This is a genomic window from Bacteroides sp. MSSM.1001136sp1_RTP21357st2_D2_RTP21359_211015 (genome assembly GCF_040913205.1).
Taxonomy (GTDB): Bacteria; Bacteroidota; Bacteroidia; order Bacteroidales; family Bacteroidaceae; genus Bacteroides; species Bacteroides ovatus.
In genome coordinates, this window is the sequence record NZ_JBDFVF010000026.1 from 51,638 (window position 1) to 75,380 (window position 23,743).

Annotated in this window: 17 protein-coding genes; 6 read left to right on the forward strand and 11 right to left on the reverse strand. The window is 43.6% G+C overall.

Annotation, left to right across the window (positions count from 1 at the left end; all coding sequences use genetic code 11):
• Window positions 1–282: 282 nt before the first annotated feature.
• From AB5217_RS16850 to AB5217_RS16900, 11 genes are all read right to left on the reverse strand, one after another.
• Complete coding sequence (locus tag AB5217_RS16850; RefSeq protein WP_004295489.1) at window positions 283–1,143, reverse strand: RteC domain-containing protein; 861 nt, start codon at window positions 1,141–1,143, stop codon at window positions 283–285.
• Between the two features lie 105 nt (window positions 1,144–1,248).
• Window positions 1,249–2,106: a helix-turn-helix transcriptional regulator gene (locus AB5217_RS16855; RefSeq protein WP_004294809.1), complete on the reverse strand. Its 858-nt coding sequence runs from the start codon at window positions 2,104–2,106 to the stop codon at window positions 1,249–1,251.
• 440 nt (window positions 2,107–2,546) lie between these two features.
• On the reverse strand, window positions 2,547–3,533 hold the full coding sequence (locus AB5217_RS16860) for a Gfo/Idh/MocA family protein (RefSeq protein ID WP_004297399.1): 987 nt from the start codon (window positions 3,531–3,533) through the stop codon (window positions 2,547–2,549).
• 510 nt (window positions 3,534–4,043) lie between these two features.
• Window positions 4,044–4,883 (reverse strand): transporter substrate-binding domain-containing protein, encoded by an 840-nt coding sequence (locus AB5217_RS16865; protein ID WP_032843309.1) that lies wholly within the window; start codon window positions 4,881–4,883, stop codon window positions 4,044–4,046.
• A 17-nt stretch (window positions 4,884–4,900) separates the two neighbouring features.
• Entirely contained in the window at window positions 4,901–6,952 is a 2,052-nt protein-coding gene (locus tag AB5217_RS16870; RefSeq protein WP_032843310.1) for a putative porin, read from the reverse strand.
• 120 nt (window positions 6,953–7,072) lie between these two features.
• A complete protein-coding gene (locus tag AB5217_RS16875) occupies window positions 7,073–7,615 on the reverse strand; it encodes a 2-oxoacid:acceptor oxidoreductase family protein (RefSeq protein ID WP_004297415.1) in 543 nt (180 codons plus the stop codon).
• A gap of 20 nt (window positions 7,616–7,635) precedes the next feature.
• Window positions 7,636–8,400 carry a thiamine pyrophosphate-dependent enzyme gene (locus tag AB5217_RS16880; RefSeq protein ID WP_004297416.1) on the reverse strand — a complete coding sequence of 255 codons (765 nt, stop codon included), beginning with the start codon at window positions 8,398–8,400 and terminating at the stop codon, window positions 7,636–7,638.
• A gap of 12 nt (window positions 8,401–8,412) precedes the next feature.
• Window positions 8,413–8,586, reverse strand: coding sequence for a hypothetical protein (locus AB5217_RS16885; protein WP_004297417.1), 174 nt, complete (start codon window positions 8,584–8,586; stop codon window positions 8,413–8,415).
• A 7-nt stretch (window positions 8,587–8,593) separates the two neighbouring features.
• Window positions 8,594–9,676, reverse strand: a complete 1,083-nt coding sequence (locus AB5217_RS16890) for a 3-methyl-2-oxobutanoate dehydrogenase subunit VorB (protein WP_004297418.1) — start codon at window positions 9,674–9,676, stop codon at window positions 8,594–8,596.
• An 11-nt stretch (window positions 9,677–9,687) separates the two neighbouring features.
• Complete coding sequence (locus AB5217_RS16895; protein ID WP_004297419.1) at window positions 9,688–9,915, reverse strand: ferredoxin family protein; 228 nt, start codon at window positions 9,913–9,915, stop codon at window positions 9,688–9,690.
• Between the two features lie 54 nt (window positions 9,916–9,969).
• Window positions 9,970–10,251 carry a tetratricopeptide repeat protein gene (locus AB5217_RS16900; protein WP_004307591.1) on the reverse strand — a complete coding sequence of 94 codons (282 nt, stop codon included), beginning with the start codon at window positions 10,249–10,251 and terminating at the stop codon, window positions 9,970–9,972.
• 256 nt (window positions 10,252–10,507) lie between these two features.
• Here AB5217_RS16900 and AB5217_RS16905 point away from each other — a divergent pair, with 256 nt between their 5' ends.
• The 6 genes from AB5217_RS16905 to AB5217_RS16930 all read left to right on the forward strand — a co-directional run bounded on the left by AB5217_RS16905 (window position 10,508) and on the right by AB5217_RS16930 (window position 23,707).
• Window positions 10,508–11,056, forward strand: coding sequence for an RNA polymerase sigma-70 factor (locus AB5217_RS16905; protein WP_004297421.1), 549 nt, complete (start codon window positions 10,508–10,510; stop codon window positions 11,054–11,056).
• A 127-nt stretch (window positions 11,057–11,183) separates the two neighbouring features.
• On the forward strand, window positions 11,184–12,161 hold the full coding sequence (locus tag AB5217_RS16910) for a FecR family protein (RefSeq protein WP_032843311.1): 978 nt from the start codon (window positions 11,184–11,186) through the stop codon (window positions 12,159–12,161).
• Between the two features lie 158 nt (window positions 12,162–12,319).
• On the forward strand, window positions 12,320–15,646 hold the full coding sequence (locus AB5217_RS16915; RefSeq protein WP_032843312.1) for a TonB-dependent receptor: 3,327 nt from the start codon (window positions 12,320–12,322) through the stop codon (window positions 15,644–15,646).
• 12 nt (window positions 15,647–15,658) lie between these two features.
• A complete protein-coding gene (locus AB5217_RS16920) occupies window positions 15,659–17,476 on the forward strand; it encodes a RagB/SusD family nutrient uptake outer membrane protein (RefSeq protein WP_368112773.1) in 1,818 nt (605 codons plus the stop codon).
• A gap of 31 nt (window positions 17,477–17,507) precedes the next feature.
• A complete protein-coding gene (locus AB5217_RS16925; protein ID WP_032843314.1) occupies window positions 17,508–19,214 on the forward strand; it encodes a DUF4979 domain-containing protein in 1,707 nt (568 codons plus the stop codon).
• Between the two features lie 122 nt (window positions 19,215–19,336).
• Window positions 19,337–23,707: a GH92 family glycosyl hydrolase gene (locus tag AB5217_RS16930; RefSeq protein ID WP_070782587.1), complete on the forward strand. Its 4,371-nt coding sequence runs from the start codon at window positions 19,337–19,339 to the stop codon at window positions 23,705–23,707.
• Window positions 23,708–23,743: the final 36 nt, after the last annotated feature.

The window sequence follows — 23,743 nt, forward strand, 5'->3', positions numbered from 1 at the left end:
GTGAAGAAGGCAGTGTTTTTTACCGAAATCCGCGGCCCGTACTCGGTATTTTTATTGGCAGAAATGCGATAGCATACTGTGATTCAACGCTTAACGGTGTTCTAATCCGGACGGGGCTACAACGGAACACCCGTATCGGCTCCTTATACGGGTGCAAATACGGGCGTTCGGGAAAGTTCCTTTCGAGAGTTACGGGGGAAAACCGACCTCGGTTCTTTTGTTATATACAACGCTGATTATCAGTGCTTCTATAAGAAATAGAGTGCTTTACCGGTTCATGTTCTACTCGGAATTGCCGTTTTTCTTGTTTCGCTTCCACGTCTGCATACGTTTAAGCAGGGCCTCTTTCGCCTTGTCAAGCCACGGTGTCGGGTTGTTTCGGATTTTCATATCGCAGAATGTCCTCGAAAGGTTCATGTCGAGGTGTACGTTGAAAGCGTTGGAAATGTAGCTGGCAAGTTGCGTGAGTGGCACATTGCCGAAACAGCCTTTACTGTCGAGCAGGTAAATAAGTTCCGTCAGATCCGTCTTCGAGTCCTGCCATGTCGGACGCACGTCAGGCAATGGCAGAACCATGTTCCGGAGGTTCGTGCTCTCCAGTGATTCCAATTCGCCCATAAGATAAACCGACAACATATCGTTGGCCAGGATTTTCGCCACCTTGAAATCCGCGTTTGTCGAAAACTGCGGGTCGAGTTCATAGTAGAAGGTTTCCAGGTATTGCTCCGTGTCGGTCTGCCCGCGCAGGAAATAGAGGCTGTCCAGGTGTGTAGCGCCGCTGCGGAAATAGCGGATAAAGTCGAGGCGTTTCTGCGTGTACGCGTTGATGGCCCGAACATGGGCGTCCAGGTACTCCCGTTGTGCCTCGATACTTCCTACCGGACGGTTCATCTCGATATTGTAGAGCTTGCGGTAATAGATCAGACGGCAAAAAAGACGGGGTTTGATTTCTTTGAAGAACTTTATTTCCTCGTCATCGTTTTGAAAACGGTAGCCGATGATATATTGTTTCAAACGGTCGAACGCTTCTCCCAGGACACGTGACGCTTCAAGCGACTTTTTCAACACGTCGGTATCCCGCGATTCGATACGTTCGATACTCCGCAGGACTTCGCTGTTTAATTTTTCTATAAATGCAATCATAATCCGTCTTGTTACTTTCGCGTATAAAGTTAGCGAATCGAAAAACCGGCGGATTACGATTTTTATCTTTCTCTTCGTTTTTTTATCACGGAGCCGATTTTAATGTCAGATCCGACCTTCCTGGCGGATGGAAGTGGGATTGCTCCCCATATTCCGCTTGCAAAAGTCCGTAAAGTGGGATTGGGCGGAGAAACCGCACATGTAGGCTATTTCCTGCAACGTGTAGTGTGTCGTCCGCAACAACTCCCCGATACGTTCGATACGGCGCTGACGTAACCACGAGGAGGCCGAGCAGCCGAAAACCCGCTGGAAACGCCGGCGGAAGGTAATCGTGCTGGAATACCCGCAAACCCCGGCGAGTTCCGTGACGTTATCCGAGGCAAGATAATTCGATTTGACACGGGAGATGAACTCGTAATCGTCCCCCAGGTGCAACAGCTCCTCGAACTCCCCGACATCGGCGGGAGTGAGATGTTCATAAGAGGCGTCGAGCATTTTCAGCATGACAGCAGCGTTACATTCAACGGGCATACCCAATGTCTTACGGGCTTCACGCAGGTAATTCTTGAACCGCAGCCGCAGCGTGTCGTGATGCGGGTAGGAACACTCGGACAGAATGGTGCAAACCGTCCGCAGTTCATCGACACAACAGTAGCCGAAATACCACGTTACAAGACGCTCGACGTAATGGACGACATGAAATTCCTCCGAAAGCATCAGAAGAAGCAGGAACGGGGTGAAATCCTGGTATTCCCTCGTTATGGGACGGGGTGCTTCGTCAAGCAAGGAGGCGATGTCCCGCATCAGCAGAGAATCTCCCGAGTACGCTTTTATTTGTTCGGAACTGCGGGCATAATCCCGGTAACGCGATATGACCGCCGACAAAGCATTGAACTTCACGGCGTGAACGCCTTCTATAAAGGAAGGGCGAAGACTGTTGTAAATGGATAAGTCGGTTTGCATAAGTCATTTCTATAAAACGGAGCCGCATCCCCTTGTTGCCAAAACTCCGCAAGTCGTTACTTATGAACCGCTTGGAACACGGTACGAATCCTAATTACAAATATATCGCATCTGATAATCCGGAACAAATATCAGCAGGTAAAAATGAAAATAAACCTCGTTATTTTTGATTATTACCTGCAATAATATTATATTTGCAAACAAATAAGAGTTGTTTGACAGCATGAGAAATATAGTGTATCAAAGCACTTTACCAATTTCTTATCCGTTGCCCATTCTCATGCGAGTTTCTTTTAATCTATTTGTAGTCAATTAAATACCTTCAGACTACATCAAATATAGAAAAAACTAACAATATACAATGGAATATTCCTATTAATTTTTTAACAGTATCAGTAAACTTCGCAAGAAAATGATACTTTTTTTTGCTTTTTTTCGGGTTATAGTTTACCTAATATCTTGTCCATTACCCAGTTAGTGAGCGTTGCACTTTCTCCGTCGCAGGAGCAAACGGACTTACCTAACAAGTGATCGACCACTGCCTGAATAAGAGGTTGTTGCACATGTTCCGGGTTACCGATACAGATTTCTTCCCGTCCTTTTTCGGTATGTAAGCCGATAGGCTCATAAGTAAAGACAGAGAAACAAATCATTCCCTTGTCACCGATAATTTCAATACGGTCTTCGCGGGCAGAGTCATGGGCTACGAAACACCAGGAACCGCTACCAACCAATCCGCTATCAAATTGGAAACAGGCGCTTAATGTATCTTCAGCAGGATAAAGTCCACCCCGATTGCTCTTATAACCGCTTGCTTCGAGGATACAACCGAACATATCCTGCAACAAATCAATTTGATGCGGAGCAAGGTCGTAGAAGTAGCCACCTCCGGCAATGTCAGCCTGCACACGCCAGGGAAGGTTGTCACGATTGTAATCCAGATCGCGTGGCGGCTGGGCAAAACGAATTTGCACATTGATAATATTACCGATAGTACCGTTCTCTACCAGTTCCTTTACTTTCTGGAAATAGGGGAGATAACGGCGATAGTAAGCAACGAAACAGGGAACTCCCGTTTCATTGGATATGCGGTTGATGCGCGTGCATTCTTCGTACGTCACAGCCATTGGTTTCTCAATATAGGCAGGTTTGCCTGCTTTCATGGACATAATGGCATACGTAGCATGTGAGGAAGGAGGAGTGGCAATGTAGATGGCATTTACTTCCGGATCATCGATCAGTTCTTGTGCATCGTCATACCATTTTTTGATTCCTCTCTCTTTGGCATACGCTTTCGCTTTCGCACCGTCACGACTCATCACGGCTACGACTTCCGAATGTTCTACTTTCTGGAAAGCGGGACCGCTTTTGGTCTTGGTTACTTCTCCACAACCAATGAAGCCCCATTTGATAATCTTTTCACTCATAATATATACCTATTGTGTCTGCTTAAACAAACCCCAAAGATAAAGCTATTTTTTGTCAAGAGCAACTTTATTGATTATTAACTTAGCAGAGACAGTGGTAAAACAGACATTACGTTTTATTTCAATAGAGGCTCTGTTTTACCTGAACAGACGGTCTGTTTCGGGAGAATAGAGTCTCTGTTTGATGTTGGCATACACTTCAATTCTAGTAAGAAGCAAGGTGAACATGGCTGAACCTCCGGGTGAAGAACCGTTAGTCACCGGGAAAGGGGAGTGAAAAGCCTGGGCGGGGAGAGGTTTTCTCCGGATGGATAAAAAGAAAGGAGAGAATCGCGATTCCCTCCTTTGCGTGTAGTTTAATTGAAACTACTTTATCATTAACTCTGTAAAGATACGACATTTGAAAGCGAAAGTCAAGTCTTTGGGAATTTATTTCTGGAAATAGACATGAATATATCCATCTTACACTCTGTTTTTGATTGTTTTCTTCTGACCTGTAAAGTGATAAGGTTATTCTTTATCATAGTATTTCTTATAAATCTTTTGGTATTCCTCTTCCTTTTGGAATTTATCCAGCCATGTATTCAAACTATCAAGTAAGACGGGGGATTGTTTGCTGACTGCCCATGAGTAGAACTGCGTGAAGCTGATAGCTGTATTAATATCTATTTGCGGCAATGAATCTGCTGCTGCCAGTGCAATGCTTTCGTCGCAAACGGCATAGTCGATGTCTCCATGCGCTACCATTGATATCAATTGTTCGGAACCATATTTATCAATCTCTTTGATGTAGATAGTATCTCCGATCTCATTGCCTAAATTCTGAATACGCAAAATAGAGGGGGAGCCTTTTACGACATGAAGTGTTCGTTGGGCTAAATCCAATTGGGTACGGATATAGAGTGAATCATTCTCGCCAATCTCTTTGCGTTGCACCAGCACTTGCTTGTTGAGGAAAATGGGAGAGGTGAGAAGCAGAGAGTCTTTTAACTTGCTGGTGGCTAATATGCCATAAGCAATCACATCATAACGTCCCTCGCTTAATCCTTCCAACCGCTCTTCGAAACTCATAATAGGTGTTATTTCGGCTTTGAGTCCTTTGTCCCGGGCGAATGCCTGTATCAGTTCGTAATGAAAGCCGGAAACGGTGTCACTGTCTACATAAAAACTGATGGAATTATATTCGGTAGCTACACGTATGATACCCTCCTTGGCAATGGCAGCATAATCACGCGGATGTCCCGCAGGCTTTTCTTGCTTACCGCATTGACGGAAAGAGAAGATAAATGCCAATACAATAATCACTGGCACTAAATATCTGAACAGTCTCAATTTGGGGCGTGATACCATAAGTCGTATAGTTTTTGTTAATCATAGAAATTCCATGAAAGACCGAATTTCAGCACACGTGGGTTGATGGGGTAGTGAGGAGACAGAAAGTAATTCGGACTGCTCATGCCCTGGTTCACGTGATACATCATTACATAGAAACGTGTACGCTTTAAATGTAAGTTTGCATATACATTCACAATCGGATAACCTCCTATCTGTACCTGATCGTCTGTCGGTTGCAGGTGGAAATTCTGAATGGCCGGCATATAGGCAGGTGCATTGTATTTGCTGAAATAACGCACGTCGGCTCCCAATTGCACACTAAGTACTTTCTTCGCTAGTTTGAACTGCATATAGAAGTTATGATATAGCGAGAGATCAGGTAAAGGAAGTACAGTCTGGTCACTGGATTTCTGCCAGGTCACCTCATTGTCCAGATGGAAGATTCCTAGCTTGAAGTCCTGATTAAGGCTAGCAGATAATACCTGTATACTTCCGCTGTTCTGTTCCGGTTTTGCTTCCTGGTTGAAGTAAGTGTAGTTCTTGATATTTTCAACTCCTGCTTTCAGACGTGTTCTCCAACGTGCAATGCTCAATTCCCCTTCAATACGGGTACGGAATTCCTTGTCCATATCGTCGTCCCACATGAAATGCTTGGAATGATAATGGCGCATATAGAAAGGAGCAAGTTTATTGCTGACTTCACCACGGGCTATAAGACTGACGGTGTCTTTCCACAACGGGAAGTTCAGGTCAATATCTCCTTTTACATTGAATTGTCCGATTGCTTTTCCTGCCAATCCCACTTCACCGATAGCGTGGTAATGAAGCACATTCCCTTCACGTTTGGATAATTCGCCTCCAACAAATATTTCATTTTCGTTGTATTTATCAGGCAACGGATTTCCTTCCATATTCATCAGTGTATACTTGCTGATTTTATAGGAAGCAAATGCAGTCAATCCGGCTTTGGCATATTTATTGAATCCCTCAAGTAACGCAATACCTATGGTGTTTTTGATTCCGACGTAGGTGGTACTGTCTCTGACATTAGGATTATCCGTATCAAAGTAAGTATTCTGATAATAATTTTTTTCACGCATGTCGTCATTAGAATTAAAGCTATGCCGTGCCCGTTCCACTTGGATGGTGTGTATAAAACTGGTAACGGGGACAAACTCCTGTTTGACGGGAGTGGTGTCATTTTCAGCCTGTGGTATGTCACGACTGAATCCGAGATTATATCGTTGGGTCAGGAAGACATAAAAGTCATGGTTGCGGTTGGTCGTTGCACTTAGTACGGTAGGAATATTGGTTGATTCATATTCTCTTTGACCTTGCGCCATTTCTTCCGGTGCAGTGATATAGCGGTCGTCCTCAATACCTCCGTTTTCATTTGTTTTCAGGTAATTATTGCTGTATATAGCCTGCATCTGATATTTGTCGCCGATATAGCTACCGAAAACTGCTGCATTAAAGTACGCCGTATTCTGATTATTGTAATATCCTCGTCCGTATAGGTAGTCTACATTAAATCCGAAAGCCAGTTTTTTGTTTACATTGACAGAGAAGTAAGATTTGAAACGCTCTTCCCCATTCACTTTATTACCGGCTTTGTGATACGTCAGATTCGTATAAGGTACGTTACTGTTAGTGAAATTAAATTCCGTAGGACGAATGAAGAAACTGGAGAAAGGCTCCATGAAAATAGTCGGCTCCGGGTCACGGCGGTCAAAGAAGATGCGTGACATACGGGGAGAACCCATATTGGCCAGATAATTATAATGTCCGGTAAGTCCTTCAGTCAGGTTTGAATTCTGGAAATGATGAAAGGCTGTATCTGCCGGGATGATAGTCCGGTCGCCCAACTGGTTCTTGATACGCCACATATACAACTTTGGAGGCAATCCCTGTACTTCGACATTTGCACTATCCAATCTGTCCGGAATCATGGCAGGGTCTACCTGATTTCCGTATTGGTCGTATCCGTTTTCGTCTACTCTCTGGCGACCATTATCGAACTGTGCGTGAACAGTCGTCAAACCTATAACGGAAAGTAATATATATAATAGTAAGATTCGTCTCATAATTGGAGGCAAAGATACTTACTTTAATTGAGAATTGAGAATTGAGAATTGAAAAATATGTTGCATCCTTTACTTGGCGAGCAATTATTTCTTAATTCTCAATTCTCAATTTTTAATTTATTAAACCTCACGGATCAACTCCATCCCTTTCTTGATAGCTTCCTCGTTCATAGGAATCAAGTGATGGTGGCGTTCCGGCAGGGTTTTCTTAAGTCCTTTGATAACATTCTCCAACGTTACGATGGGGCGAAGCTTCAATAAACCGCCAAGTACGATCATGTTGAATGCTTTGGCATTATTCATTTCGTTGGCTGCATCCATTGCGTCGATACGATATACCTTAATATCCTTACGGGTAGGAGGGTTGATAATTCCGTAACCGTCATAAATCAGGATACCGCCGGGTTTCACTTTGCTTTCAAATTTTTCGAGTGAAGGCTGATTCAGAATGATGGCAGCGTCGTATTTACTAAGAATCGGTGAGGATATTTTGTCATCGCTTACAATAACTGTAACGTTGGCTGTTCCACCTCGTTGTTCGGGACCGTAAGCCGGCATCCAAGTCACTTCTTTGCCTTCCATCAAACCGGAATATGCCAGAATCTTACCCATAGACAATACGCCTTGTCCACCGAATCCTGCTATAATTATTTCTTCTTTCATTGTTCTGTTGACTTTTAGCGTTATTCTTTATCTTTTAAATCACCCAGCGGATAGAATGGGAACATGTGTTCTTCCATCCATTTGTTCGCCTTCTCCGGAGTCATCTTCCAACCTGAACTACAAGTGGAAACGATTTCTACCAGGTTGGAACCTTTACCGTTCATGGAGTTCTCAAAAGCCTTGCGGATTGCCTTCTTAGCCTTACGGATAGCCGGTACGGATTGTACGGACTGACGGGTTACGTAAGCAGTTCCTTCCAGTTGGGCTGCGATTTCAGTAATCTTCAATGGATAGCCGTGAAGTTCAACGTCACGTCCGTAAGGACAAGTCGAACTCTTCATGCCTACCAGTGTAGTCGGAGCCATCTGGCCGCCTGTCATACCGTAGATCGCATTATTGATAAAGATAATCGTGATGTTCTCACCACGGTTCAAAGCGTGGATTGTTTCGGCTGTACCGATGCAAGCCAAGTCACCGTCGCCCTGATAAGTGAAAACAAGACGGTCCGGCCACAGGCGTTTAACAGCAGTTGCCACAGCAGGAGCACGTCCGTGTGCTGCTTCCTGCCAGTCAATATCGAGATAGTTGTAAGCAAACACTGCACATCCCACCGGAGAGATTCCCACAGTTTTATCTTCCATACCCATTTCCTCAATGACTTCGGCAATGAGTTTGTGTACCACACCGTGACTGCAACCCGGGCAGTAGTGCATGGCGTTATCGTTCATCAGAGTCGGTTTTTTGTAAACCAGATTCTCGGGTTTGATTATTTCTTCTTTAGTCATAACTTCATCTCCTTATCTGTTGGTGAACCGTATAAAAAACTCCATCAGCTTGACAAAGATTGCCGCGCCGCATACGTAGATAAACATTTTGAAATCATCTTTTGCTACAAAGTAGGTGATGATGGCTGCAACAGCCAATATCATAAATAGGATGTTCAGTACGTTTCTTATTTTATCGGGATTCATTGTTTCGTTATTTGATTATTTTTTCTTTCAAGGCAGTTACAATCTCATCCGGATCGGGAACGATGCCACCTAGACGTCCGAAATGTTCTACCTTTACTTTACCGTTAACAGCGAGACGGACATCTTCAATCATCTGTCCGGCATTTAGTTCCGTAACGAGCATACCTTTTACTTTATCAGCGTATGCAGCAATTGCTTTGGTTGGGAACGGCCACAGTGTAATCGGGCGAAGGATACCTACTTTAATTCCTTTTTCACGAGCTAGTTCCATTGCTTTCTGGCCAATACGTGCCATTGAACCGAAAGCGATAATCAAATACTCTGCATCTTCGCAGTTGATCTCTTCGAAGCGTACTTCATTTTCTTCAATTTCACGATATTTAGCTTGAAAACGGAGGTTGTTGATTTCCATTGCTTCCGGTTTCAATTCAAGGGAAGTGATAATATTCGGTTTGCGGTCTTTTGCTTTTCCGGTAGCAGCCCATGGACATTGTTCAATTACTTCTGCTTCCGTGCGGCGTGGCTTTTGTGCAGGAAGAACAACCTTTTCCATCATCTGACCGATCACACCGTCGGCAAGGATAATAGCCGGATTACGGTATTTGAAGGCCAGTTCGAATCCTAATGCTACGAAATCCGCCATTTCTTGTACGGATGCCGGAGCGAGGGCAATCAGTTTGTAGTCTCCATGACCACCACCTTTTACTGTCTGGAAGTAGTCAGCCTGGCTAGGTTGGATAGTTCCCAATCCGGGACCGCCACGCATTACATTCACAATCAGACAAGGAAGTTCGGCACCGGCCAAATAAGAGATTCCCTCTTGTTTCAAGCTCACACCCGGACTTGAAGATGAGGTCATTACCTTCTTTCCGCTACCTGCACCTCCATATACCATATTGATAGCTGCCACTTCACTTTCCGCCTGGAGTACTACCATGCCGGTTGTTTCCCACGGTTTCAGTTCGGCAAGCGTTTCCAACACTTCCGATTGGGGAGTAATAGGATAACCGAAGTAACCGTCGGCACCGCAACGGATAGCTGCGTGGGCGATGGCTTCGTTTCCTTTCATTAATACAACTTCTTCTGCCATATTCTTTTCTTTTATTCTACTTTTACTTTATACACTGAAATACATCCGTCCGGACAAACCGTTGCACACGAGCTGCATCCGTTACAGGTATCTTCCTTCACTTGCCAGGCATAGTTATAGCCTTTCATGTTTACCTCTTTATTGAGGGCGATTACATCGAGCGGACACGCCACTACACACAGGTTGCATCCTTTGCAACGCTCCGTGTCGACTACGATTGCTCCTTTGATTTTTGCCATAATCTTTATTTTATTACGTTATCTTTGAGTACGGTTATTGATTATACATCTCTTTTATTGATTGAACATATCCTTGTGGTAGAAGTTGAGGATATCTATTGCCATCTTCCTGGCCTGAACAGCAGGACTGTCCGGATTGATCTCGATGGCATACTGGTAGTTGTCCAGTGCCTGCTTCCAATCTCCTTTCTTTCGGTAGGCATTTCCCCGTAAATAGTAAAGAGTATCTTTCTCTTTTTCGACAGAACTGTCCTGGAGAAGCTGGTCCAATTGCTTAATCGCTGTGTCCACATCCCCCTGATTGATAAGCTCTTTTAGGTTGTCTATTTGCTCCATTTCTTTTCGTCTTTCGGGATTCTGAAACGCAAAGATAGTTTTTATTTATGTAAACAGGGCAAATGAGGACGGAAATTTGCAACGTTTTGAGTTTATTGCATATTCTATGAATATATAGTCAGGGGAAAAGAAAAACGATTCTCATCTTTTTTTGTTTATAACAAGAATATATCTATTTTTGTCGCCAACAATAAGATGAATCCTATTTTCTCTGATAATGGATTATTAATAGACTTTGGCCTTGTAGAATACTAAAATGAAAGATGAACATGTGAATGATATAAATAATTATCAGAAACTGTATATGCAATATGCACCTATGTTGTTGCGTTTTGCCGGAAAGTTTATTTCTCCTTTCTTTGCGGAAGATATTGTTCATGATGTATTCCTTAAAATATGGGACAAACAAGTGTTTCTGTTATCAGAATCAGAGGTTAAAAATATATTGTTTGTTGCTGTCCGAAATGCTTGTATAGATCATTTGCGTCGTATTAGTTTGGAACAGGAGTTTGCCGACAAGCGTGCTATCCAGCTCAAATTAGATGAGTTGAGTTTTTATGACGGTGCTGATGAATTGTTTATGAGGAAAGACTTAATGGCACATGTGATGGCAAAAATAAATGAACTGCCCGAAAAGAGACGTGAAATCTTCCTGTTATCTTATATGGAAGGGCTTAAAGCGGCGGAAATTGCCGAGAGATTAAACTTATCCACCCGGACAGTGGAAAACCAATTATACAGAACCTTACTTTTCTTACGGAAAGAGCTTCAGACTGCTTTCGTTTATTTATTCATGTTCGTTTAGTGCTGATTTATTTCTATTCCTTACAGTCTCGGAAAATAAAATTCAAAAAAAATAAAGAAGTCGGTGAGTAATTCCTGCTGATTGCTCGTTACATATATAAAAACAGGAAAATAGTATCTATTTATATATGGAAAGCATGACTTCAGATTTAATAATAGGATTTTTGAAAGGCTCGTTGAATGAGAAAGAGATCAATCAGTTTTATGATTGGGTGAATGAAACGCCTGAAAATAAACAGATCTTTTTTGAGGCAAAGATGGTCTATGACGCTTGCTTGTCTAAAGGAAGTAATATTGATATGGATAAGAGCTGGCAGCGGTTACTGGAAAAGAAACAGAAACAGGTTCCGAGGAAAATATACACTCTCTTCCGGAAAGTTCAGGCTTATGCAGCGGTGGCGGTGATAGCTGTTGCTTTTACTTCCGTTCTCTTTTGGTGGTTGGGTGATGCTTCTTCCGTACCTGTTGCCCGATATGTTGGTGGCGATGGAATCGTAGCTGATAAAGTTGTTTTGCCAGACGGCACCGAAATTAGTATGGGGAGTCAGACTAACTTCCGCTATGATCCGCAATATGGAAAAGAAAAGCGTGTTGTTTATCTGGAAGGAGAAGCCTTCTTTAATGTAGCCAAGCAGAAAGACAAGCCTTTTATCGTGGTTGTGAATGGGCAAGAAATAGAAGCTTTAGGGACGAAATTTAATGTTGACGCTTATCCGTCTGATTCCGTGGTAACCACCACATTATTGGAGGGTTCCATTCGCTTGGTTAGTGAAAAGGTAAACACTTCGACCGTTTTAACTCCAAATCAACAATATATATATCACAAAAACAAAGGTTCTTATAAAGTGGCTCAGGTAGATGCTGCCCTTTACACCTCATGGATTTCCGGTTATTACTATTTCCATGAAGAGAATTTAGAGGGTATATTAGCCCGATTGGGAAATATATACGGTGTCAGTTTCCGGATACAGTCTGATAAGTTGAAAGAACGCCGGTTTACCGGGACTTTCTATCGGGGGCAAAACATCAAAGACATTTTGGATATAATTAATATTTCAATCCCGATTCGATATAGTATTAATAATCGGCAAGTGATAATTAATTGAGCCGTATAATCTAATAAAACATTATTATGAACAGTAGTTAGCCTTAAAAAAAGAGAAGAAGATTTTGGCGAATCCTCTTCTCTCCGAGAGATGCACGCATCTCCTAAATTAAACTTCCTTCGAACGGAATAGTATTTAATCTTAAAACTTACAAATGTATGAATAAACAGCCTATTCTCTATGGGTTTGCCCTAAAAAGAAGCATAAAAAATACAAAAATAACCTTTGCTGTTTTGTTGTTATTTATTCTGCAGGGCATAGTTGGTAACGTGTATGCGCAGGAAAAGAAAATATCGATATCAGTAAAAAATGAAAAACTTGAGACTGTGTTACGAATGGTAGAAAAGCAGACCAACTATTTGTTTTTCTATGATTCGGACGAAATCAACAAGCAACAACGAATCACAATTAATCAAACGAACAGTTCCTTGAAAGATGTCCTGGATGCGGTTGCAAGTAAGACCAACCTGTCATATACCATTAAAGGACGTCATATCATTCTGGCTAAAAAGCCCAACGTCTCTTCTACAAACAAAGACGGACGCGCAAGCGGTTCGGAAAAGAAGATAACAGGTATCGTAAAAGATGAAGCAGACCTTCCTGTGGTGGGGGCTAATGTGATGGTTCCCCGAACAAAAAAGGGAGTGATAACGGATATGAACGGTAATTTCTCTTTGGAAGTAGCAGCAGGAGATGAGGTTGAAATCTCATATCTTGGTTATACGACACAAAAAATAAAAATATCCGCTCAAAACTTTCTGAATGTTGTATTGCGTGAAGATGCGAAGTCATTGAACGAAGTAGTGGTGGTAGGTTACGGCTCTGTGAAGAAGTCCGACCTGACTGGTTCTGTCGCTTCTGTCTCCAATACAACTTTGCTTAGAGGTGGAAAAACGAACTCCGCAGGTGCGTTGCAAGGAGAGTTGTCCGGTGTGACCATCACACGTTCGAATAACAAACCGGGTGGAGGCTACGATATAAAGATTCGTGGTATCAACTCTATCACTGCCTCTTCGTCTCCTTTGATTGTCATTGACGGAGTTCCCGGTGGTAATCTGGATTTTGTCAATCCGGACGATATTGAAAAGATTGACGTCTTGAAGGATGCTTCGGCAACGGCTATTTATGGTTCCAGTGGTGCAAACGGTGTAATCATTGTAACGACCAAAAGAGGACAGACTGGTAAGCCGAAAATTTCCTATAACGGTTATATTGGTGTGAGATCTTATACAAATTTGCCCGATATGATGTCCGGTGACGAATATGTGCAGCTGGCGAGAGAGGCTACCCGTGGCGGAGCTCCCAACTATATTTATAAGAGAGACGAGCAAATTTTTACCGACCCGTCCGAATTGCAGGCGGTGAAAGAAGGTAAATATTTCGATTGGTTGGACGCTGTGTCCAGTCCCGCCTTTATGACAAACCATAGCTTGTCGGCAATTGGTGGCACGGAAGCTGTGAAATACGGTTTCTCTGGCGGCTATTATTTCGAAGATGGTATGATTCAGCCGCAAGAATATACACGCTACAACTTGCGTTCGGTAATAGACATCACTATTAATAAGCATGTTTCTTTCGGAGGAAGTATGTATGCGGTTCACAGTATTCGTGAAAAAGGTAACTGGGACTTGTTGCGTGATGTGTTCCGTATGCGTCCTACTCAACATCCCAATAGCTTGGTGACAGGTGAGGAGATATGGAAATATTCCGGCAATAATCTTTTCAATCCGTTGGTTACTTCTCAAAACCAGCGCTCGCAAGTGAAGAGCCTCAACCTGCAAAGCAATATTTATCTTAAAATAACACCTATTGAGAATTTGGAGCTCACTTCTTCATTTTCTCCCTATTTTACACAGACTTCCATGGGGGATTATATCGGAGTGTGGACAAAGGCACAGCAGGGAACTGCCAAAGGTGCTAAGGCGAATGCGACGAAAGATAATTCATTGAGTTGGATTTGGGATAATATTGTGAACTATACTTGGAAGAAGTCCGTTCATTCTATTACTGCGACCGGAGTGTTCTCCGCTCAAAAGTATCAGTACGACAGATTGTATGGTGCAAGCAAGGACTTGTCTTTCAATTCACTTTGGTATAACCTGAATGGGGGAGCTATCGAGAGCTTGACTTCCAATTTCAGCCAGTGGACGATGATGTCTTATGTAGGTAGAATCAACTATGGGCTGATGGATAGATATTTGCTTACAGCCAGCTTGCGCTATGATGGTTCTTCACGTTTGTCCGAAGGAAATAAATGGGCGCTTTTCCCTTCCGCAGCTATTGCGTGGAGAATCACTGAAGAAGACTTTGCCAAGAATCTGGATTGGTTGTCCAACCTGAAACTGCGTTTCAGTTATGGTCAGGCGGGTAATACCAACTCTGTGTCTCCTTATGCATCCGAAGGTACCATTTCGGGGTCTGTATATTATCCGTTCGGAACGTCTACTTCCGTGGGAAATCTTCCTGCCAACATTGCCAATCCGATGCTGACTTGGGAGCGTACTTCAGAATATAACGTAGGTCTTGATTTCGGTTTCTTAAACCAACGGATTTCGGGTAACATTGAGTACTACAATCGTACTACCAATGACCTGTTGATGAAACGCAATATTCCTGTTCATTTGGGTTATTCATCGGTTACTTCGAATGTAGGTTCCGTAAGAAACAGCGGATTTGAGTTGCAGTTGAATACCGCGAATATCATGACCAAGAACTTTGCCTGGAATACGACCATCAACCTGGCTTACAACAAAAACGAAATCGTAAGTCTGGCTGACGAAGAAGATCTTAGCAATTATTCCATTCATCTGCAAGGCATGAGAGGACGCTATTCTGACAAGCGTTTCATCGGTAAGCCGGTAGATACGAACTGGACTCAAAATACAATTGGCGTATGGCAGTTGGGAGAAGAAGAAGAGGCTGCAAAATATGGTTGTGTACCGGGTAACTTCAAGATTAAAGACTATAACAATGATGGCAAGCTGACGGACGATGACTATATCATTGACGGCAAGAGAACACCGGACTGGACAGGAGGTATGACAAATATGTTCAAAATCTATGATTTCGACTTTTCATTCCACATGTATTTCCAGGCGGGAGCCACACAGTACGACCGTTTCTTTGAGAACTTCGCATTAGAATGGAACAGCCAGAACTTCAACAATCTGCGGACTAATTATTGGACGCCGGAGAATCCTTCGAATACCATGGGACGTCCCTCACAAATGGGTTCCAGAGGTAATATCGCTTATGAAAGAACAGACTTCCTGAAAGTTTCCTATATCACACTGGGATATACTTTGAACAAGAGACTGATGTCAAAATGGGGACTGGATAACGCCCGCATCTATGTGACTGTACAGAATCCTTTCATTCTTACGAAGTTCAGAGGTCTTGATCCCGAACAGCCCGATCTTACCAACATAGGAGATACGGACGGTATGACTATGAATGCTTTACTTGGTGTTAATATTTCATTTTAAAAAAACAGATCTATGATAAACAAAAGATATTTGAAGTATACGCTTCTGTTATTCACTTTTGGAATGACTGCTTGTTCTGATTTTCTGGACGAAGTGAACCATTCCAGTCAGTCAGCGGACAAATACTATCAGACAAAGGGTGGATATGAGAGTCTGATTGTAGGTTGCTACTCAAACTTGAAAAATATCTATAATACGACTACTTATCAGATATTTACACAACAAGGTACGGATGTCTTCACACAGAATTATCCGACGGAAGTAGCGGCAATGAATCAGTATACCACTACTTATCAGTCAAATAACGGTACGATTTATGCGATGTGGAGTTCTTATTTCAATGCGTTGAACAATGTAAATGCTGCTATCGATCGTTCGAAGAGTGTCATTTTGAAGACAGACGACCCTGATGGAATAGAACCCAGTGCGTTGACGCAGCTTGTGGCTGAAGCCAAAGCGTTGAGAGCCTGGTATTTGTTTGAGATTGTGAGGAACTGGGGACAGGGACCGTTGAAAATCAACGAGTCTAAAGAGCCGAGCTATACTGTCGAGTATTCGAATGGCGCCGCTTTCTACCAGCAGATTTTTACAGATTTGGAAGAAGCCATTAGTGTTCTTCCCTGGCGTCAAACGGGTTCCAACTACGGACGCATGTCCAAAGCTGCTGCGAAACATATCCGTGCGTTGGCTTATCTGACACGTGGTTATGAAGAGTATGCCGATCCGAAGGATTTTGAAAACGCATTCAAGGATGCGGAAGATGTGTATCTTAATTCCGGACATAAGTTGCTGGACGACTATGCGATGGTTCATCGTCAGTCGAATGAGATAAACGATGAAATTGTTTTCCCTATCGGTTTTGCTGACGGAGCTAACTACAACACCAATATCTGGAATCAATGGTATATGATGCCTTATGCTATTGGCGGATGGCTGGGATTGGGCAAAGACAGTTATTATGGTAATGCGAGTATGCATGTGGAGGCGATTCCTACTAAATTTGCTTATATGATGTATGACTGGCAGAAAGACAGACGTCCTTCTGTGACCTTTATGAGTCCTTTGAATGGTAATGCGAGTACTTCCACAGACGGAAAGGATGCAGGCAAGAACTGGTTCCAGTGTACTACTCCTGTAGATGGAGTGTTCGCCAAAGGCGATAAGATTATCTATTTCCCGGTACCTACCGATCCTGAATATAAGTATTGGGCTGAAACGGACAAGAATGGAGTAAGATACAAAGTGTTCAACTATCCGATGGGAGACGATACAAATTGGGCGAATGATGATTACTACAAACACGCTTATCAGACGACGAACTCAACTTCTCGTACCTGTCTTCCTATCTGGAAATTCAAAGATGGAAACGCGGAGTATAGGGAAGACGAATTCGGTTCGGGAACGCGTGATATCTATCTCTTCCGTTTGGCGGAAACTTGTCTGATTGCGGCGGAAGCGGCAGTGATGAATAACAACGATCAGGCTAATGCCGAAAAATATATTAACTACGTTGTTTCCCGTGCAGAAAAACATTCTCCGCAGGGTGGGCTTTCTCGTTATTCCAATGTCACGATAGATAATATTTTGGACGAAAGAGCAAAGGAACTCCTTGGTGAAGGATCACGCTGGAACGACTTGCAACGCACCGGCAAACTGGCTGAACGTGTATTGAAGTACAACTGGGATGTATCCAACATCTATGGTGGGACAATCAAGACTACCTTGACGCAAGAGTCGTTTGAGAATAAGTTTAAATTGCGTCCGATTCCTTTGCAGTGGCTGAACTCTTTGTCCAATGGTCACGAATTGGGTAACAATCCGGGTTGGTAATTGAATGTTGAACCTTTAAAATGATATTCATATGAAAATGAAATATATACTACCGATATTATGCTTGTTGTTTACGTTTGTTTCGTGTCAGGAAGATAATACGCCTCCGCCGCCCAATCCGAACCCCAACTATACGGAAGTGGGACCTTCTATGGAGTTTGTTCATCCCGGTATTCTACACACGACAGCTTCCATTACCCGAATGCAGAACTTTGTGAATGGGAATGTTTCTCCAGCGGTGGACTGTTACAGACTGTTGCAGCAGAATTCTTTGGCCTCTGCTTCATATATAATTCAAGGTCCTTTCACAACTATTGCTCGTTTTAATCCAGATATGACTCCTCATCCTACCAAAACTAAGAGCGAGGAGGATCACAAAGCTGCCTATCTGAATGCTCTTATGTGGAATATCACCAAAAATGAAGCGCATGCTCAAAAGTCGATTGAGATATTGAATGCTTATGCCGGCACATTGCGTGAGATAGACATGAGTGATAATGACGCTCCCTTGTGCGCTGCTTTGCAGGGATTTCTTCTTGCCAATGCCGCTGAACTGATGAGACATACTTATCCTTCGGTATCAGATACGGATGTCAAATCTTGGGAGAATATGTTCCGTAACGTATTTATTCCGGTATTGAGAAACTTCTTTGCCAAATCTCCTTATGCAAACGGCAACTGGGGAACCGCTGCTATCAAGGCCTTTATGGCGTTCGGTATCTTTTTGGATGACGAAAGTTTCTATAACGAAGCGGTGACGTTTTTCTATGAGGGGCACGACAACGGAAGTTTGACGAACTATATTATGGAGAGCGGACAGTGTCAGGAAAGCGGACGTGACCAAAACCACACGATGCTGGGGATAGGACATCTGGCAGAAGCCTGCGAAATTGCTTATAATCAGGGCAACGAGACGCTTTGGAGTGCATCGGAAAACAGACTTATGAAAGGGTATGAGTATACAGCTAAGTATAATCTCGGATACGATGTGCCTTTTGAACCTTTCACGGATGTGACGGGAGTGAGATGGAATAATATCTCTGATGAGGATAGAGGAAAATTCCGACCGGTATTTGAGATTGCTTACAATCATTACGTAACTCGCAAAGGTCTGGAAATGCCGTATACGCAACAGGTGATATCCAGAATCTCTCCGGAAGGGGATGCAATGTGGTGTGATCATCCGGGATATGGGACACTACTGTTCCGTACAGAATCGGGTATGCCGCCGAGTGAAGGAGCTATTGATGCGAAAGGAACCGAATGGAAGGTCGCTACGGCCAATGCAACGACTGCAGCAGACGGAGATAATTTGGTGGTGACACCTTCTTTGCAAAGCAATGGAAAATATAGAGGTGATATAGAGAGGAAGTCAACCTTCCACGTAGGTAATTATCCTATTGTAGCGGTAGTTATAGAAGGTCTTCCAGCGAAGAAAGCGATAACATTTGACTCTCCCGAATATGGATCTTTAATAAATGATAAAGGTAACCAGCACGGACATGGCACTTATTCTACCGTTGAGAAGGAGTATGGTACTGTTTATTACTGGGATTTGGTGACGGGAGCAAGTTACACGTTAGGTAAGCCGATACCTACGGATCAATCATTCAATATGTCTCTCAAGTTGAAGATTGCTGATCTTGAATATCCGGACGGCGTATCGCCTTATACCGTTAAATGGATGAAATCCTTTAGAAACGAAGCGGAACTGATTAAATATTTGGAAGAAAACTAATCACCTTCCAATTATAAGGTAAAAAATAGGTAAAAAGAGGATAAAGGGAGGGTGTGTCTTGAGTTACTGTAGACTTTCGATACACCCTCTTGTTATTATATACATCATTAAAATATAGGTAAATGATAAAGAAAAGAATACTCTCTTTGTGGATAAGTTTATGCGTTATCTGTATAGCCGGTGCCCAAGAAAAAGAACTGGCTTACTGTAATCGGCAAATACATAAAACATTGAAAGCAATAGGAACTTCTTCGAAACTTCCGAGAGCTATTGAAGCCGGCAAGTCATCGTGGGATATGGTGAGTCCCCACGACTGGACAAGCGGATTTTTTCCGGGAGTCCTGTGGTATGATTACGAATACAGCCATGAACCGGAGATAAAGGAAAAAGCTGTTCATTTTACAAAATTGTTAGAGTCTCTGTCGAGTAAAGTAACCAGTCACGATATGGGATTCCAAATGTTTTGTAGCTACGGTCATGCTTATCGTCTAACGAAAGAGAACTATTACAAAGATGTCCTGCTGAAAAGTGCGGACGAACTGGCAAAACTTTACAACCCCCGTGTAGGCACCCTCTTATCATGGCCTTGGAAAGTGAAAGAAAGCAATTGGCCTCATAACACGATTATCGACAACATGATGAATCTGGAACTTCTTTTCTGGGCTGCCAAGCATGGAGGAGGGAAGAGGCTTTATGATATCGCTTTGTCGCATGCTCGTGTGACGAAAGCTAACCATTTCCGTACAGACGGTTCTTGCTATCATGTAGCTGTCTACGATACTATTACAGGAAAACTCATCAAAGGAATCACTCATCAAGGATATAACGACGCCTCGATGTGGGCGCGCGGACAGGCGTGGGCTGTCTACGGATATACGATGGTCTATCGTGAAACACGTGACAAAGAATATCTTCGCTTTGCCGAAAAAGTGGCAGACCTCTACATCCGTCGTCTGCCTGCCGACTTGATTCCTTATTGGGACTTCGATGCTCCCGATATCCCAACCGCTCCCAGAGATGCTTCGGCAGCAGCGGTTGTCGCTTCAGCTTTGTTGGAACTGTCGACGCTGGAGGACGATAAGGAGCGGGCAGATAAATATTATAAATTGGCAGAGAAGATGCTCCGCAACCTTTCTACGAAGAAGTATCAAAGCCGTGATAAGAATCCTGCTCTTCTGCTGCACTCTACCGGGCACTATCCAGCCGACGATGAGATAGATGCCTCTATTATCTATGCTGATTATTATTACATTGAAGCGCTCATGAGATGGAAGAAGATACGTGCCGGACAATCTTTGTCCGAAGCGAACAAGTTCATGCATCCGGGTATTCTCCATACGAAAGAGAGCCTGGAGAGGATGAAATATTACATAGATCATCGGATAGAGCCGGCTTACAGTTCTTACCGATTGCTCGAAGCTGATTCTTGTGCCTTGTCCACTTATCAGATGCAAGGCCCTTTTGAAGTGATAGCTCGTTTGGGAGTGAACAAACATACCAAACGCCCTAGCGAAGACGATCATAAGGCGGCTTATCTCAACGCCTTGATGTGGACCCTCACCGGAGATGAAGCCCATGCCCGCAAGTCGATAGAGATATTGAATGCTTACAGCGCCATGCTGAAATTAATAGGTCCGAACGACAATGACGACCCACTGTGCGCCTCTCTACAAGGCAGTATGTTGGCGAACGCGGCAGAACTAATTAAACATACCTATTCCAAAGTCACTCCGGCGGAGATTGCCGGCTGGGAGAAGATGTTGCGAACGGTATTCATTCCTGTATTGGACACCTTCTTCAAGGCGAAACCATATACAAACGGAAACTGGGGGGCTGCTGCTACCAAAGCATACATGGCCTTTGGTATTTTTCTGGAAGATGAGGCTCTCTACAATCAGGCAGTTCACTTCTATTACAACGGGCACGACAACGGAACGATTAAGAATTATATCGGCGAGAACGGACAGTGTCAAGAGAGCGGTCGCGACCAAGACCACGTAATGTTCGGCTTGGGTAATTTGGCAGAAGCCTGCGAAACCGCTTACAACCAGGGGGATGAGAAGATGTACGCCGCTTTTGACAACCGTCTGTTGACCGGTTACGAATATACAGCGAAATATAACTTGGGAGAATCCGTTCCCTTTACTACGTGGACTGATATTTCGGGCCGATATTGCAACTGGCAAACAATTTCGGACAAATTACGGGGAGTGTTTCGACCTATCTATGAGATCGTATACAATCATTATGTCACCCGCAAGGGATTGGACATGCCGTATACTCGCCGGGTTCTCTCCAAGATGTCAGTAGAGGGCGCTTCCAAATGGTGTGATGGCCCCGGCTATGGAACATTGTTCTTCCGGACGGATATGGATGATGATTATATTCGATATGCTGATCCATTCGTTGGTACCTCCGACAACGGACATACTTTTCCCGGAGCCTGCGTACCTTTCGGTTTCATTCAAGCAAGCCCCGAAACGGGCAATGACGAATGGAAGTATTGTAGCGGATATAACTTTGCGGATGATTCCTTTATCGGTTTCGCCCAGACGCATTTGAGTGGGACGGGGTGTCCCGATCTGGGAGATGTTCTTCTATTGCCTTTCAGTGGGGAAGTGAAAGACGGAGTCTATAGAAGCAAGTTTGATAAAAATTCTGAAAAGGCGTCTCCCGGATACTATTCCGTCCGACTGACGGATGCTGCTGTGGATGTGGAATTGACCTCCACGCAGCGTACCTCTTTTCATCGTTACGTTTATCATTCCGCTACTCCTGCCCGCCTATTGGTAGACCTTCAGAACGGGATTGTTTGGGATAAAGAACGGCTGAAAACACATGTCTTGTCTGCTGAAGTGGATATGCCCGACAATCATACCATCACAGGTCATCAAGTGGTAGAAAATTGGGTAAAGCGACAATACTATTATGTGATCTCTTTTGACAAACCGTATGTTGTACGTGAAGTGCTTTCATCGGCAGGAGGGGAGAAGGCGAAACGACTTATTCTTGATTTCGACCTTGCTGAAGGTGATACGTTGCAAGTGAAAATAGCGCTCTCTTCCGTTTGCCTGGAAGGCGCGAAAGCGGCGTTAGCGAAAGAGAATCCGGGATGGGACTTCGACAAGATTCGTATGGAGGCCTGCCGGCAATGGAACAATTTGTTTGATCGGGTAAAGGTGACTGGTAGTGACGAACAGAAGAAGAATTTCTATACTTCGCTCTATCACCTGTTTATCCAGCCCAACGACATGGCGGACACGGACGGACGTTATCGGGGTGCTGACGATAAAGTGTATACCTCGAAGACGGGCTCTTATTATTCCACGCTTTCTCTTTGGGACACCTATCGTGCAACTCATCCCTTGTACACCATTCTCTCCCCGGAGCGGGTGGACGGAATGATACAGAGTATGCTCGAACACTATCGCACGATGGGGTATCTTCCTATCTGGGCATTGTGGGGAAAAGAGGCACATTGCATGATAGGCAATCATGCTATCCCTGTCATCGTGGACGCCTATCTGAAAGGATTCCGAGGATTTGACGTAGAAGAGGCGTATGCCGCTATTCGTGGAAGTTCTACCGTAAGCCATCAACATTCGGACTGGGAGGTTTATGATCGTTATGGATATTATCCTTTCGACATCATCCCCAAAGAGTCGGTTTCCCGTACATTGGAGTCCACCTATGATGATTATTGTGTAGCCCGCATGGCGAAATCTTTAGGAAAAGAGAAAGATTATGCTTATTTCTCCCGCCGGGCTTCCTACTACAAGAATCTGTTGGATCCCTCAACGACTATGATGCGGGGAAAGGATTCGAAAGGAAAATGGCGTACACCTTTTAATACATTCTTATTGTCTCATGCCGCTACTTCCGGCGGAGATTATACAGAAGGAAATGCCTGGCAATATACTTGGCACGTGCAACACGACGTGGAAGGATTAATCGATTTACTCGGGGGCAAAGAGAAGTTCGCTAACAAACTGGATTCTTTATTCTTTTTAGAATCATCCGCGGAAAATACAGGGTTTACGCAAGACGTGACCGGACTTATCGGACAATATGCACATGGCAATGAACCTAGTCATCATGTAGCTTATTTGTATAACTATGCCGGACAACCTTATAAAACCCAACAACTCATTCGTGAAATTTTTGACCGTTTTTACCTCCCCAAACCGGATGGATTATGCGGAAATGATGATTGCGGACAAATGTCAGCATGGTATATATTCTCTGCAATGGGATTCTATCCGGTAAATCCGATTGGGGGAGAATATATATTGGGAGCACCACAGGTGGAAGAAGTTACTATTTCATTACCGAATGATAAAACGTTCACGATGCAAGCAAAAGGATTGTCGAATGAGAATAAGTATGTGAAGTCGGTAACGTGGAATGGCGAACCCGTTGAGAATTTCCGGATACATCATTCGGAAATTATGAAGGGAGGGGAGTTAGTATTTGTGATGACCGATAAATATTGAGTGCTTTCGATTAGCTCTCATGCACACATATCGGCT

Coding starts and splice junctions, on each gene's coding strand:
- AB5217_RS16850 (WP_004295489.1), bottom strand. CDS start 1,143: ATGATTGCATTTATAGAAAAATTAAACAGCGAAGTCCTGCGGAGTATC.
- AB5217_RS16855 (WP_004294809.1), bottom strand. CDS start 2,106: ATGCAAACCGACTTATCCATTTACAACAGTCTTCGCCCTTCCTTTATA.
- AB5217_RS16860 (WP_004297399.1), bottom strand. CDS start 3,533: ATGAGTGAAAAGATTATCAAATGGGGCTTCATTGGTTGTGGAGAAGTA.
- AB5217_RS16865 (WP_032843309.1), bottom strand. CDS start 4,883: ATGGTATCACGCCCCAAATTGAGACTGTTCAGATATTTAGTGCCAGTG.
- AB5217_RS16870 (WP_032843310.1), bottom strand. CDS start 6,952: ATGAGACGAATCTTACTATTATATATATTACTTTCCGTTATAGGTTTG.
- AB5217_RS16875 (WP_004297415.1), bottom strand. CDS start 7,615: ATGAAAGAAGAAATAATTATAGCAGGATTCGGTGGACAAGGCGTATTG.
- AB5217_RS16880 (WP_004297416.1), bottom strand. CDS start 8,400: ATGACTAAAGAAGAAATAATCAAACCCGAGAATCTGGTTTACAAAAAA.
- AB5217_RS16885 (WP_004297417.1), bottom strand. CDS start 8,586: ATGAATCCCGATAAAATAAGAAACGTACTGAACATCCTATTTATGATA.
- AB5217_RS16890 (WP_004297418.1), bottom strand. CDS start 9,676: ATGGCAGAAGAAGTTGTATTAATGAAAGGAAACGAAGCCATCGCCCAC.
- AB5217_RS16895 (WP_004297419.1), bottom strand. CDS start 9,915: ATGGCAAAAATCAAAGGAGCAATCGTAGTCGACACGGAGCGTTGCAAA.
- AB5217_RS16900 (WP_004307591.1), bottom strand. CDS start 10,251: ATGGAGCAAATAGACAACCTAAAAGAGCTTATCAATCAGGGGGATGTG.
- AB5217_RS16905 (WP_004297421.1), top strand. CDS start 10,508: ATGAAAGATGAACATGTGAATGATATAAATAATTATCAGAAACTGTAT.
- AB5217_RS16910 (WP_032843311.1), top strand. CDS start 11,184: ATGGAAAGCATGACTTCAGATTTAATAATAGGATTTTTGAAAGGCTCG.
- AB5217_RS16915 (WP_032843312.1), top strand. CDS start 12,320: ATGAATAAACAGCCTATTCTCTATGGGTTTGCCCTAAAAAGAAGCATA.
- AB5217_RS16920 (WP_368112773.1), top strand. CDS start 15,659: ATGATAAACAAAAGATATTTGAAGTATACGCTTCTGTTATTCACTTTT.
- AB5217_RS16925 (WP_032843314.1), top strand. CDS start 17,508: ATGAAAATGAAATATATACTACCGATATTATGCTTGTTGTTTACGTTT.
- AB5217_RS16930 (WP_070782587.1), top strand. CDS start 19,337: ATGATAAAGAAAAGAATACTCTCTTTGTGGATAAGTTTATGCGTTATC.